Annotated in this window: 12 protein-coding genes; 9 read left to right on the top strand and 3 right to left on the bottom strand. The window is 42.9% G+C overall.

Annotation, left to right across the window (positions count from 1 at the left end; genetic code table 11):
• Positions 1 to 24: 24 nt before the first annotated feature.
• A complete protein-coding gene (locus SOO65_RS14485; protein ID WP_321391498.1) occupies positions 25 to 4,395 on the bottom strand; it encodes a hypothetical protein in 4,371 nt (1,456 codons plus the stop codon).
• Positions 4,396 to 4,634: 239 nt separating this feature from the next.
• Between SOO65_RS14485 and SOO65_RS14480 the strand changes: the two genes are divergently transcribed.
• Together SOO65_RS14480 and SOO65_RS14475 are read left to right on the top strand one after the other, a co-directional pair.
• Positions 4,635 to 5,486, top strand: coding sequence for a ParA family protein (locus tag SOO65_RS14480; protein ID WP_321391495.1), 852 nt, complete (start codon positions 4,635 to 4,637; stop codon positions 5,484 to 5,486).
• Positions 5,486 to 5,725 (top strand): hypothetical protein, encoded by a 240-nt coding sequence (locus tag SOO65_RS14475; RefSeq protein WP_321391492.1) that lies wholly within the window; start codon positions 5,486 to 5,488, stop codon positions 5,723 to 5,725. Before SOO65_RS14480 ends, SOO65_RS14475 begins: the two co-directional genes overlap by 1 nt.
• On the opposite strand, the gene SOO65_RS14470 is transcribed toward SOO65_RS14475, so the two are convergent.
• A complete protein-coding gene (locus tag SOO65_RS14470; RefSeq protein WP_321391489.1) occupies positions 5,722 to 5,997 on the bottom strand; it encodes a hypothetical protein in 276 nt (91 codons plus the stop codon). The two genes, SOO65_RS14475 and SOO65_RS14470, sit on opposite strands and share 4 nt — an antisense overlap.
• Positions 5,998 to 6,058: 61 nt before the next feature.
• Here SOO65_RS14470 and queA point away from each other — a divergent pair, with 61 nt between their 5' ends.
• The 7 genes from queA (at position 6,059) to SOO65_RS14435 (ending at position 12,277) form a co-directional block, all read left to right on the top strand.
• Positions 6,059 to 7,105 carry a tRNA preQ1(34) S-adenosylmethionine ribosyltransferase-isomerase QueA gene (queA, locus tag SOO65_RS14465; RefSeq protein WP_321391486.1) on the top strand — a complete coding sequence of 349 codons (1,047 nt, stop codon included), beginning with the start codon at positions 6,059 to 6,061 and terminating at the stop codon, positions 7,103 to 7,105.
• Positions 7,106 to 7,168: 63 nt separating this feature from the next.
• The gene (gene tgt, locus SOO65_RS14460) at positions 7,169 to 8,281 is read left to right on the top strand and encodes a tRNA guanosine(34) transglycosylase Tgt (protein WP_321391483.1); all 1,113 of its coding nucleotides are present in this window, start codon (positions 7,169 to 7,171) and stop codon (positions 8,279 to 8,281) included.
• 12 nt (positions 8,282 to 8,293) lie between these two features.
• The gene (gene yajC / locus SOO65_RS14455) at positions 8,294 to 8,629 is read left to right on the top strand and encodes a preprotein translocase subunit YajC (RefSeq protein WP_321391480.1); all 336 of its coding nucleotides are present in this window, start codon (positions 8,294 to 8,296) and stop codon (positions 8,627 to 8,629) included.
• Between the two features lie 3 nt (positions 8,630 to 8,632).
• The gene (locus SOO65_RS14450) at positions 8,633 to 8,890 is read left to right on the top strand and encodes a Sec-independent protein translocase subunit TatA/TatB (protein ID WP_321391478.1); all 258 of its coding nucleotides are present in this window, start codon (positions 8,633 to 8,635) and stop codon (positions 8,888 to 8,890) included.
• A gap of 108 nt (positions 8,891 to 8,998) precedes the next feature.
• Positions 8,999 to 10,705: a protein translocase subunit SecD gene (secD, locus tag SOO65_RS14445; RefSeq protein ID WP_321391475.1), complete on the top strand. Its 1,707-nt coding sequence runs from the start codon at positions 8,999 to 9,001 to the stop codon at positions 10,703 to 10,705.
• 16 nt (positions 10,706 to 10,721) lie between these two features.
• Complete coding sequence (gene secF, locus SOO65_RS14440) at positions 10,722 to 11,624, top strand: protein translocase subunit SecF (protein ID WP_321391472.1); 903 nt, start codon at positions 10,722 to 10,724, stop codon at positions 11,622 to 11,624.
• Entirely contained in the window at positions 11,621 to 12,277 is a 657-nt protein-coding gene (locus SOO65_RS14435) for a hypothetical protein (protein WP_321391470.1), read from the top strand. The genes secF and SOO65_RS14435 overlap by 4 nt, the downstream gene beginning before the upstream one ends.
• On the opposite strand, the gene SOO65_RS14430 is transcribed toward SOO65_RS14435, so the two are convergent.
• Positions 12,274 to 13,845 (bottom strand): hypothetical protein, encoded by a 1,572-nt coding sequence (locus tag SOO65_RS14430; protein ID WP_321391468.1) that lies wholly within the window; start codon positions 13,843 to 13,845, stop codon positions 12,274 to 12,276. The two genes, SOO65_RS14435 and SOO65_RS14430, sit on opposite strands and share 4 nt — an antisense overlap.
• Positions 13,846 to 14,072 lie beyond the last annotated feature (227 nt).

Below are 14,072 nucleotides of genomic sequence, written 5' to 3'. Positions count from 1 at the left end.
TACCAAACTTATTAAAATTTCCTACTAATCTAATACGAAAGGAGGGCGCCACATGCCGGTTGCATCGACAGTAGTTGACTGGATCGCAACAGATTCTGCGTTAATAATACCCAGTTGAGGTCTAAAAAGATCAGTGTTCGAGATATCTGAGCTAAATGAAGTGAACACGATGTCACGAATATTTTCGTTCGCCACTGCACCGGCAACACCATATGTGAGATCGTTTGCAACCTGAGAGAATCCAATTTTTGATGTACTCAGAGTTTCAATATTTCCAGTTAACGATTCACAGGTTCCGCATGAGATAGTGTCATCTGCTCTCCATCTTGCGATGCGAGGGTAGTTTACAGCTCCCGACCCTACAGAATTAAATAGAATTCTCGCCTCGGCATACCCTGCGACAGAGAAAATCTCCGCTACTTTAACCTTAGCATCTGGCATAACGACAGATGTAGAGTCAGTAGCTAATAAGTTAGAAGCGAGGAAGTTCTCACTTGGTGTGACAGCAGTGTCTAGATCAATGTTGTATCGGCCAATATGGTATTCTCCGCCATTGATTGTTTTTTCTTTTGCTAATACGTAAAAATAAGAGTTACCAGTTTTGTTTGTGGCAAGACTTACACTTTCAAAAGTATAGGCGCTAAAAATTTGTACAGCAGCTTGGTCAGAAGGCGAAGCCGATCCTGCAGCATCAAATAAGCCCCAAGTTATTCCCATATCTACATATCGATATAGGTAAAGAGTTCCGGCATCTGATAAGTCTGCTGAAATTTGAGCGAAAACTAGTTCTCCATTAGAGCTAACTTCACTATCGAAAAATGCGGTTCGCCCCATATCTGTGAGTGTCTGGAAGCTTGTAGCATTTAAGCGCATATGCTCGTCAGAATTACCAATAATCAAGGTCACATTATTATCATCTGTTACATCGATAACAGGTAGGTACCAATGAGCATCTTTCACGAAAATTTTTCCTAACCCGTTTGCGGTAGAAGGGAAGCCAGTAAAGTCTAGATAATCGTCTCTCCCAGAGTTATAAAGTTCTACAACGGCTTGGCCTGGGCCGGGAGAAGTCCCTACGTGCGCTGTAATTCCATGGAGAGCAGTATTAGTGTTTGCATTAATTTTATTAACAAGGCTAGTTGCCATCATGTTTACGTCACTACAAATTGTGTTGTCGCAAACTTCATTTTCAGCTAATGGTGCAGTCCCTCTAGCAGTGAAAATGTAATTGTTAATATTAATTTCCATGCCATCTGTCATAACGCCTGAGAAGGTAATTTTCGAAGGAACGCCTTGGCCTGTACTAGGAGTATATGTACAAATAATTGTAGGTAAAGTTGTTGGACACGGATTAGTTGTTCCACTTTGTAACGTATACTGACTATAGTTAAACCCAAAAGGAGCGGGGTGGCTTAGACCCGTTTTATTTCTTATTCCAGGGCTATCATAGTCTTTGTTGATTCGACGAACTCTAGGGACAAGAACACCTGGGGAAGACGAAACACTGGCTAGATAAGCCACATATACACTGTCTGCCGATCCTGAAATAGAAAGATTAGATAAAGTTGATACACCAGGTACCGCATTATCGAGTGCATAAAATCGAGTAGTCTGGGTGCTCAGAATAATGTTACCGGACGCATTTTTTATTGTTTTCTCAACATATACATAAAATTGGCTATCTGTATAAGCAGTGTAAATAACCTGCGTGTTAGGAACAGTATTTGTATTGTCGAACCATACGGCTTGTTCGTTAACGACTTGGGCCCCAACTGCGATGCCAGACGCTGATAAATTTTCTAGATACTTTCTTGGTGAGATAGTCCAGCTACCAGAACAACTGCCTGTAGAGGTCACCGGATTCGCAGCAGGTCTATCACCAACACAAAGTTTTAGATCGATATTTGATGTGATGTTACCTGGAGTGTAGCGTAGTACTTCAGCTGTCGCTCCTGGGATGGCCGTCCAGGCACCTACACCAATCTTTGCATACCATTGGTACTGAATAACTTTTTCGACTGCTGGGCCAGAGGCATCTGATACTACACCGGGAGAGATTGTAAAAGGCATCCCTGAATACACTACAGAAGTCGAGCCCACTGCTGGAACAGCTGTCGCAGTATTGATTACAGGAGCGGGGTTATAATTTCTTACATAGATGCTAAAAATTTCAGAGTCCGAGGTCGTCGCAGTCAGAGGAACACTTGGAACATCTGTTACATCGACTTTAAAATACACTCTAGCACCTGTTACAAGATCAACATCAAGTTGAGGAGAAACCTGAAGTAATAGGTCTTCCGGTAATGTATACAGTAATCCGGAAACTAGAACAGGGTTCGTAGATGGAATCGCTTGTAGGGCCCTTACAAAGTTAATATAGCTCGGCGAAGTAATAGGTGCGGTCGCCGTACATGGGGCAGGAGTATTTAATGTACAAAGTGAAATTTTGTATTTGAAATCATCTACCTCTCCATCAGTCACGTTAAGTCTGAAAGTTACAGTATCTCGCTCGGTCGCATAGCTGGCCGAAGTCGATGGGTCAAGAACAACTCCACCTAAAGCAATATGTGAGTCTGCGAGTAGAGCAGTTTGAGGATTTAGATTAATTGTTGACGGGTTAGTCTCGGTAACAGTTAGATTCCAAGTTAAGCTCTGTGAAACTTGTGGAGCTCCACCAACAGGAGATCCGGAGTCTTGCATGCTAGCAACTACTGAATAGCTTCCAGAAGAAGGGTTAAGTGGCCCGGTTGAGATGAAGTGAGGAACAGCAAGAGTACATGTCCACTGTTGGCCACCACCTGTCACTGCAGTTGCAGGACCTGAACCAGCTGGTACAGTGATTGCTGTACCAAGGGCCTTCGTACAGGTAGTATTTGTTGGAGGACTTGATATATCGGTTCCGTTGTACTTTAGTCTTACGTCCCAAAGGAATTCAACTGCGTTTGCAATACCAGAATAAAAGTCATCTTTTACAACAAAACTAACTGTGAAATTGGTTCCTTGAGAAACCTGACAACCTGTTCTTGTATAAGCCCCGGCAGAAGAGCAACCTGTTGGTTGAGTCGCACCGAAAGACATTGCTGGTGCAGTGTTAACTGGAAGGTTATTCACCATCCACTCAATAGGGTATGAGCCATTTGAAGGCACTACGTTGGAACGTTGGAATTCTAGTGATGTCGCTTCGTCAAAAAGACGAGCTGTAACTTTATGAAGTTGAGATGACACCGAACTAGCATTTGCAAATTTTAATATAGTTGGATCAAACGGCACATTCGCACCATCCGGATCACAATTATTCGCATCAATCAAACAGATAGTTTGTGAACCTGGAGTGTCCAAAGTCTTCTTGGTACAGATGTCACCACCAAGAGAATTCAAATAAAAGCGAACCTGGATTGATTTACCATCACCAGAATATGTTCCATCTCTGTCATCAATAGTTACACAGAAGTTAGGTTTAGTTGTACCAGTATGAATCCAGCTATAAGTAGGGTACTGGTTATAAGACACACCATCATGGGCAGTAATAGTCACACCCGGAGCCGGTTGAGCAATCGTTGTAACTTTCGCTAGATCAGGTTGTTTAACATTCACGTTCCACTGAAACGAGTCTGTCACTTCGCCTGGAGCTGTATTCTCAACAACCGCACGAATAACGTAGTTACCTACACCGTGAACAGCCGGATCAAAATAAGGAACCGGAGAAGCTCCCAGGTAAGCGTTGTTCGTACCTGATGGAGTAAAGTTAGAAAATGCATCCGTTTCAGAATAATAAGCAGCACCGTTCTTCGTCACAGTCCAAGAAATTTTAGAAGCATTAAGAAGAGAGCTATCAGCATTGTTATTCTTAACAGTGAATGCAAAAGTCTGCGGAGAATCTGTTGGTAATAGATCCAACACGTATGCACTTGGATTCAATGTAATTGTATTGATCGTCGGTTTCGGATCATCATTGATCTTCAATTGGAAACTATGAGTATCAACAATAGTCCCTTTCGAGTTTTTAATTTTTGCAGTAATTGCGTGAGTACCAACTTGAGTAGCTAGTAGGGCCGGGTACTGTAAGTAAGTATCAGAGTTCGTCCCAACAGCAATAGGAAGACCGTTAAACACTCTTTCCCATTCAATCGTATAGGCCTGCCCATATGGATTCGAAACTGTAATTTTAAATTCAATAGGATCGTAATCGTTCTTAAACGCACTTACAGTATAAAGTGGAGAATAAGTATTGATGAGAATGAATGCATCTGGGCCTTGCACTACAGGTACACATGTTCTCAGTGCAGAGTTAAAAGCTTCATTAGCTCCACACTCAGTTTGCTTCGTGGAAGGCACGCAAGCACTGAATAAAAAGAGGGCACTAATGAGTATCCAGAAAGTTTTTAAACCAACCATGGTCTTTTCCTTTTCGATCCGTCCTGAGCTTTATCGGGACTTTTCATAAATTCCTTAGACTTGGAAACGTTTAAACAATTATTCGTGAGACTATTGTCCCATTTAACATATTGAAGTAGTCGGATAGTCACCATGGACTCTTAAGAATTCGAGGGTTTACAAAGGACCACTCGAGGGGCAAAATTTTAGAGAATTTGGAATTTTGACCAGAATTGTTGGCATTTTTGAAGGAGACCCGGATGTTTTCTTTTTTTAAGGCAAATCCAGCCCCCACTGCAAACCAGGCACGTATCATCGCCCTGATGAACCAGAAAGGTGGAGTAGGGAAAACAACCATGGCCTTTAACCTGGCCCATGCTTTTGCCCATCAAGGAAAGAAGGTCCTGTGTATTGATATGGATCCTCAGGCGAACTTCAGTTCGCTATTTGATATTCCAACTTCAGATGACCGCAAGAACATCCATCATCTTCTGATTAATTCAGTGAAAGAGCTCAAAGCTCTCCACACGTCGACATTTCTAAATGACGTCATTATTAAGACTAATGAAAATATCGATCTTATTCCGTCTGGCCAGGAACTCTCTGGGTTTGAACTGACTGTGGCCGGCATCAATGCGCCTAGACAGTTGATTCTTAAAAAATTCATCGAGAAATTTGAACTTCGCTCTCAATACGATGTTATTATCATCGACGGTCCACCGACTCTGGGTCTGTTGGTGGTGAATATCCTGTGTGCTACTGATGGTGTTCTTTATCCTTTCGTTCCAGATCGTTTTTCTGAACAAGGTCTAAAAAACATTCAACAAGTAGTGGCGGATATCGCTGAAATGGAAATTACTTCGACTCCTAAGAACTTGGGCTATATTCCGAATCTCTTTGATACTCGTAGAAAACAGGCATCAACTGATCTCGAGCACATCAGAGAAACACTTGGGGAAGCGACAATGCACGAAGCTTTCACGAACAAAGTTCAATTCGGTAAATCATTAGCTCAAAGAAAGTCAGTGTTTCATTTCAAATCAAATGACTTTAAAGACCTGCAACGACAATTCGTCTCTATGACTGAGGCCGTAAGCAAGGAGCTTAACTAATGAAAAACAAAAATCCACTTTATGTAGTTAAAGGTAAGGAAGTTCAGGAGGCGAGTTCTGTGATCGATCTAGTGATTAAGAAATTCAATCTCGAGCCCGTGATCAAAATCCTGAATAATATTTTTCAAATGCTTTTAGAGCAGGTGAAGACCTTCGCAATGTACAAGGCAGTTAAGCAGTATATTGATGAAGTGACTGAAGCTGTGCTTTCGCTGGCGAGAAGATTCGGAATGGCCTAGTTGCTTCGGCGCTTAGGACTTGCTGTTCTCGTACTCACTACGTCTTCTTCTGTTTCACCAAAATAAGTGCGCTCAAGACCTTCGTCATTGATGGCGCGGTTTCTATTGGCATCGACGTCCAGAGTATTAATTGATACAGCTTGGGTATTGTTAACAGAATCTTCGAGGAATTGGAGTTCTTGATTGAGAATAATGGCCTCTTCTTCAGCGGTCTGAGCGAAAGCTCCAAAAGATAGAGCAGCAAGGGTCAAAATTAGAATTTTTCTCATCATAAGAATTCTCCTATAATCATCCTACAAAGAGTGACCCCTTTTTCCAAGAGTGAATGAAAAAATGACTGATTTTGAGCTCTCGAGCTACCATTTTGAGCTACCTAAAGAACTGATTGCCGACCGTCCGGTGCCTGACCGCCACTCTTCAAAGCTCCTGGTCTACAAAGAGGAAACGGGCGAAATCATTCACTCAACTTACTCTGAAATCACTAAATTCCTGCCACCTCATTCGACCCTGGTTTTTAACCGCTCAAAGGTCTTTCCCTGTCGTCTGATTGGGAACAAACCTAGTGGTGGCGAGGCCGAGGTTTTTATCCTCTCACTTCTTCATGACAATGACGTTTATCCGGCCATGATTCGTGCTGCCGGTAAAAGAAAAGTAGGGGATGAGTTCATCTTCGGAAACTTGAAAGCTCATATCGTTGAACTTCGCGGAGGAACTTTCGGCGTGAAGTTTAATCTTCCTCATGAGGCCCTTATTAAGACTCTCGAGGAAATTGGGAAAATTCCTATTCCTCCTTATATTCGCGGTGGAGAGTCAGACGAAGAAGATAAACGCACTTATCAAACCGTGTACGCAGCTGAAACTGGTTCAGTAGCAGCTCCTACTGCGGGCCTGCATTTCTCGGAAGAACTACTTCAAAAAATTAAAAATGAAGGCCACGAAATTGCCACTGTGACTCTTCACGTGGGAGCAGGAACATTTGCTCCTGTGAAGGCCGACAATATTCTCGATCACAAGATGCACGAAGAGTTCTTCACGATCGATAAAGAGAACCTAGCGACCATTCAAAAGGCCAAATTCAGAATTGCGGTTGGAACCACCACACTCAGGACTCTTGAGAGTTCATGGAAAAATGGCAACGTGCAATTTGATAATCCAGGCAGTTTGAATTCCACTTCCATCTTCCTTCACCCTGGAAAAGAAGTTCATTCGATTGATGCCATGGTGACTAATTTCCATTTACCCGAATCATCTCTTTTGATGCTTGTGAGTGCTTTAATCGGTCGAGAAAAAGCCTTAGAGATTTACAAGATCGCCATTGAGAAGAAGTACCGCTTTTTCTCTTACGGAGATGGCATGCTCATTCTCAGAAAAGGTAGATAATTTAAGAGGTTCCGCGCCTAGAATCTATTAGACGATCTTAGAAATTTCGAGTATTTACAGATCATGTCTTTTTTCCAGTTAGAGGCCACATCCGGCGAAGCCCGGGCCGGCCGCATTTATACTTCCCATGGTGTAATTGAAACTCCGATTTTCATGCCGGTGGGAACTCGCGCGTCTGTTAAAACTCTGTGGCAGGAAGATCTTGAGCGTATGAATGCTCAGATCATCTTAGGTAACACGTATCACTTGTTCCTTCGCCCAGGGCACGAGCTCGTGGAAAAAATGGGAGGCCTTCACAAGTTTATGAGTTGGGATCGTCCCATTCTCACAGACTCTGGTGGATATCAGGTTTTCTCACTTTCAGACATTAACAAGCTCACTGAAGAAGGTGTGACGTTTCAATCTCACATTGATGGGATGAGACACCTCATTACTCCAGAAAAATCCATGCAGATTCAGCGTGCCCTTGGCTCTGATATCGTGATGGCATTTGATGAGTGTCCGAAACTTCCGGCCACAAAAGAAACTCTTCGCACATCGATGGAACTCACTCATCGTTGGGCAAAACGCTGCAAAACTGTAGAGCTCAAAGAACATCAGCACCTGTTTGGAATTATCCAGGGTGGTCTTCATTATGATCTTCGCATGGAGAGCATGGAAGGATTAAAAGAGCTTAACTTTGATGGCTACGCTCTTGGTGGTCTTTCAGTTGGTGAAAAAAACGAAGAGATGGTCGAGTTCTGCAAAAAATTCGTTCCTGCCATGCCGAAAGAAAAGCCACGCTACCTCATGGGAGTAGGAAAACCTCTCGACGTGTTAAACGGAATTAAGGCCGGTCTTGATATGTTTGACTGCGTGCTTCCTACGAGAAATGCCCGTAACGGTCAGTTCCTCACGACTCATGGACCACTCAACATTAAGAAAGCTAGATTTTTAGAAGATCAACTTCCACCAGATCCGGAATGTTCGTGCCAGGTGTGCACGCGCTACTCGAGAACATACATCCGCCATCTGTTTAATGTTGGAGAATATCTCGCGGGCCAGCTCATTAGTTATCATAATATTCACTTCTACCTTCAGATGGTGAAGGGCGCCAGAGAGGCGATTTTTAGAGGAGAATTTGACGATTATTACAAGACATTTTATAACAACTACACAACGAATCGTTGGGAATAAAAAAGGATTACCATGTTTGATTTATTGATTTCATCTGCTCACGCTCAAACAGCAGCAGCTCCTCAACAGTCACCGTTCATTTCATTCATTCCATTCGTACTAATTTTCTTAGTTATGTACTTCCTGATGATCCGTCCTCAGAAGAAACGTATGCAAGAAGAGCAAAATTTCATCAACAAACTCGCTCACGGTGATGAAGTTTATACAAAATCAGGTATCCTTGGAAAAGTAACAGGTATCACTGAGAAAGTTGTAACTCTTGAGCTAGATGGCGGCGCTAAAATGAAGGTTCTTAAATCTCATGTTGGTGGTTCTGCTGCATCTCTTCTAACAGAAGCTAAGAAGTAATTTATGTTCGGTTTAGGATTTGGCGAATTAGTCCTCATCTTTTTAATTGCCCTGATTTTCATCGGACCAAAAAAACTTCCTGAGCTTGCAAAAGGTCTTGGAAAAGGAATCCGTGAATTTCAAAATGCAGCGAAAGGTTTCAGTGACCAATTGCAAGATGACTCAGATTCTACTCACAAGAAGGTCGCTGACGCTACTCAGCACCCCACTGAGAAAGTAGAAGCCCCGACCGAAGAAAAGAAAGAAACTCCTCATTCTTAAAAATAGAAGGGCGAAAAGCCCTTCTATTCATTGCTCTAATTCCCTAAATTGTTTAGAATTTTCACATCATATTTTATCTAAGAAACCCTTAATAGACACGGAGTGTACATGGCCAAGGGATGGTGGTTCAGATTTAGTTTTTTAGCGGCGTTAGTGATTGGTGCCTTAATGGCAGTAACTCCTACGTTCCTAAACCTTAAAGACGATAGTTCGTTTCCGGTAAAAAGTAAGATCAACCTAGGATTGGATCTTCAAGGCGGACTATACATGGTTCTTGGTATCGACTTTAACAAAGTCTACCGTGACGAAGTAACAGGTTACGCTCGTAAAACGATCGCAACGTTGAAAGACATTGGTATCGAAGCGACGCTTGGAACCCTTAATACTTCGGATGCAAAAGATCCAAAGCACTCAATCGTAATCGCAAAAGAAAGCGATCTTGAAGCTGCTCGCGCAAAACTAAAAGAGTTTTATGCTTATCCACTTCGTTTGACTGCTGAAGAAGGCACGACTCTGACTTATGGTCTTGGCCGTGAGTTCACTAAGGAAATCGAAGATACAGCTCTTTCTAAATCAATCGAAGTTATCCGTAACCGTATTGATGAATTCGGTGTAACAGAGCCAGAAATCGTTTCTCAAGGTTCTGATCGTATCGTGGTTCAACTTCCAGGCGTTAAAGACATCAACCGCGCTAAAGACCTAATTGGTAAAACAGCAAAGCTTGAGTTCAAATTCGTTAACGACAACATTGCTCCAACTGCACTTAATGAATGGCTTGAGAAAGTTAAGAAGGCCGGTATCGAATATAAGAAAGGGGAGCGTTTCTCTGATTACGTTCGTCAAATCAACGATACGTTGAGAGCTGACCTTCCTGCTGGTAACGAAATCGCTTTCGCAAAAACAGTTAACAAAGTAACTAACGATATCACTAACCTTGAGCCATACCTTGTTGAATCAACTGCAAGCTTAACTGGTGAAGAACTTCAAGAAGCTGTGGTTCGTATTGATCAACAGCAAAACCGTCCATACGTTGGACTAGAGTTTAAACCAAATGGTGCCAAAATTTTCGAAAACATCACAGGTGCTAACATTGGTAAGCGTCTTGCGATCGTACTAGATGGTAACGTTTACTCAGCTCCGGTTGTACAAGGCCGTATCGCTGGTGGTTCTGCTCAGATTACTCTGGGTGCTGGTGACTATAACGCTACAATGACTGAAGCTCGTGACCTTGCTCTGGTTCTTCGTGCTGGTGCTCTTCCTGTTGAACTTGTGTTTGAAGAGCAACGTGTCGTTGGTCCTTCACTAGGTGCTGATGCGATTGATAAAGCTCAAGTCGCTGCTGCCATCGGTTCATTACTGGTTCTTGCTTTCATGTGTTTCTACTACAAACTTTCTGGTCTTATCGCGACTGTTACAATCGTACTTAACGTTCTATTCACGATTGCGATCCTGATCGGTGTAGGTGCAACTCTATCTCTTCCAGGTATTGCTGGTATCGCCCTTACTGTAGGTATGGCGGTGGATGGTAACATTCTTATTTACGAGCGTATCCGTGAGGAGCTTGCCATTGGTTTAACTCCATTTGAGGCGGTTCGCGTAGGTTTCGAGAAGGCCTTCTGGGCGATTGCTGATGCTAACATCACAACTGCACTAGCTGGTATCTGTCTTCTGAACTTCGGTACTGGTCCAGTTCGTGGTTTCGCTGTGACTCTTCTTATCGGTATCTGTACAACAGTTTACACTTCTTACTTCGTAAGTAAGGTGCTGTTCGAGATGTACGTAGGAAACGGCGAACGTAAAAAACTAAGCATTTAATTGAAGGATTAATCAAATGAGTACTCCAAAAAAATATGTCGATTACGTAGGGATGTTTAAGGCCGCTGCCTTTTGCTCTCTCTTATTAATTATTGGTACAGTTGTTATGTACTTCACTAAAGGAATTAACTACGGCGTAGATTTCCGCGGTGGGGTAGAGGTTCAAGTGAAGTTCAAAGAGAAAGTTGCTCTTTCTGAGCTTCGTGATCTTATGAATGAAAAGAAAGTTGCCCTTTCTCAACTTCAAAGTATCGGTGACGAAAGCCAAAATGAATTCCTCCTTAAGCTCGAAACAGATAAGGGCGACCTGAATGCTGTCTCAACTCAAGTAAGTACAGTTCTTAATGAGAAGTACGGTGAAAATTCTTACGAAATCCTTAAAAACGATATCGTAGGTCCAAAAGCAGGTGCTGAACTTAGAACGTCAGCGTTCAAAGCTCTTGCCTGGGCGATCCTCGCGATCATGATCTACCTAGCTCTTCGTTTCGATTACAAGTTTGCTCCTGGTGCGATTGCGGCCCTTATTCACGACGTAACCATCATCATTGGTGCTTTCATCCTGACTCAAAAAGAGTTCTCGCTTCAAATCGTGGCCGCACTTCTGGCGATTATTGGTTACTCAGTAAACGATACCGTTGTAATTTATGACCGTGTTCGTGAGATTGAAGTTTCTCATCCAGGGCTTTCTACAGCTGAAACAGTTAACCGCGCTCTTAATGAAACAATGTCTCGTACCATCATCACGTCTATGACGGTTCTTGGTGTATCACTTGTTATGTTGTTCCTTGGCGGTTCAGTAATTCACGACTTCTTCTTCGCCATGACTATTGGGGTAATCCTTGGTGTTTACTCGACAATCTTCATCGCTATTCCGATGACTGTTATCTACGAAAAGTTAGTTGCTAAAAAAGCGGCGTGAAATTTCTCCTCTTAATTTTCTTCTTATTTTCACTTCCTGGCCTCGGCCAGGAAGATGAAGATAAGCACCTCCGGGATCTTGAGGCCCAACGCCGTAAACAAACAGAAATGGCGGTCAAGCTCGAGGAGACCCGACAAAATCTCCAAAACAATACTTATAATGCCATTGAAGAGCTCAAGAAATTGGGCCACGAGAACATTACTGCTGCTTCGTTACTAGACGAGAAAGTGGTGAAGATCGTTCGCAAAATTCTGGTGGACTCACCAATTCGTCAGATGCCGAGGGAGAGGGTGAAGGAACTGATCCTCGATAAGGCCAAGGACAATGCCCTGGGGCCGTTCCTGTTAGAGAGTCCGAAAGTTTTAGACTTCCTGGCCGATGTCCTAATGGATAAGGATGCTTTGCCGGCCCTGATGGGGATCTTCCTGCGTAAGGACGATCTCAAGTATTACTTCTACCTTTGGATCGGTATTGTGATTATGGGATATCTCTTTAAACGCTTTTTCGTTCCGGTGGAATGGGTTGGTTGGAAGGAGATCCTGGCCGCAATTGCGATCAATATTGTGATCGTCTGCATTTGTGTCACAGTTTTTTACCAGACCTTCAAAGAGGAACTCGATCCGCTTTTAAGAGTGGTAGGGAACTATATCTAGAACTTAGGAACACATCCGATTTTACGGTCGTGTGGCGGATAAGAAGTCGTACTACCAGTCGAAGTAGAACCACCCGAAGAAACGTTACTGTTCCCCAATTCATTCGCACCACGAACTCGGAAGATTCTCTGAGTAGAGGTCTTCACGAAAGGCGAGGCCTTATTAAGTGGGTAATAGAAATAAACGGCATTGTTGGCAACGTTATCATCAGTTGGAGCTGTTGGAACGTTACTCTTTAAATAGAACCATACTGCTTTCAGATCAGTTTCACGGATAAGGATGTAGTCTTTGAAACCAGTGGTCGTATTACCGTTACTGTCAGTCACAGTTTCGGCCGCTTTTTCACCAATATAAAGACCTTCAGTATCCACTTCAATAATGTCTCTCATCGCTTTGAAGAGCGGGTTTGAGCTATTGTAGTGAGTAGAGTTCAAGCAATATGACTTGTACGTCGATTGATCAATCCAAGGGGCCATATAGTAACCCAGAGGCTGAGTCGTATTCGTTGTATTACCAGCGTCTTCAGAAAGAGTCGGTGAACCCGGCCAAGAGAAAGTGGCGAAGAAGTTAGTTCCAGTAGGAACAGTACCGCCGAAGTTTCTCGTCTTCTGAATGATGAGTTCGTTTACGTCGATACCACCAGAACCGTTGTTATCGTAGAAACGTGGATCAGTTGTGTCCCAAAGGTTAAACACACCTGGGATCGTTTCAAAACGAGGATATAGTTCACTATCAACCGCTCCATAAAGAGGATTGAAGATATCGTGACAGATCAGGTTCGAGTTACCGGCCGGAATTGGTGTCGGCGGCATCCGAGGAATGAAGTAGAAATGCATACGATAGGCCTGATCATAATAGATATCACCAGTCGAATCGTCGGTAGAGAACTCACGCACCATACAAGTGTACTGAGAAATCGGAGCATTTTTTAAAGGACCAAGAGTCGGTGAGCTCACATCAGTTGAGAACTTCACCATCTGAATGGAGTTTGATCTTGCTTTAGAAGTCATCTCTACCAGAGTCAGAACGTAGGTCTTGTCGTAAGCAAGGTCATCTTGAATATTGGCCTTAATTGAGTTCGAGTTGAGAATATTATCAACGGCAACATAGGTAATGTTACCCTGATCATCTTTTGCTTCTAATTTACATTCTGGGTTTGCTGTATCAGTTGAGAATGGAGTCGTACACCAGGCGTATACGTTACCTAGTCCACTTAATGAAATGTCTTCAGTGACTGTGAAGTTCGCAAAGAAGGTCTCTGCACCGCTAGTATTTTTACCGGCACAGAAAGAAGAGCAGTTACCGTAACTCACAGGTTTTGAATCTTTACAGGCACAAAAATCAGATTTGAAGTAAATGGCACCCGTTGGACGAGTAGGAGTATCGTCATCACACTTAGGAAGATCTTCGGTCACTTCCTCAGGAACGTCCGTACAGGTAGGCTTGTCAGTTGAAGAACCTGGGGTAATAAGGGAACGCTTAGGAATAGTGTCCTGACAGGCCACCATGATTGCGCTTAGCGCAAGCAGGGTCAGAATTTGTAAAAATTTATTAAATCGCGAGTCCATATTCCTTATTCCTCAACGACTTATCGAGTCTATTTTGGGTTTCCTTAAACAATTCTACGCTTAACCGAAATTCCACTTGAGTTTATTGCACACTGTGCAATAATTTCTTATACTTAGGGAAGATGAGGGATTCTTATTTAGAAAAAAATCGCCCATACCTTGAGGCAGATACTAAATTAATTTTTCGGGTGACCGATAAGCTCTCAAAATCATACAAATATGATAGT

Origin of the sequence: Peredibacter starrii (assembly GCF_034259205.1) — a bacterium.
In the GTDB taxonomy this organism is placed as follows: domain Bacteria; phylum Bdellovibrionota; class Bacteriovoracia; order Bacteriovoracales; family Bacteriovoracaceae; genus Peredibacter; species Peredibacter starrii.
The sequence above is the reverse complement of the archived record's forward strand: the minus strand, read 5'-3'. Positions and strand labels throughout refer to the sequence as shown.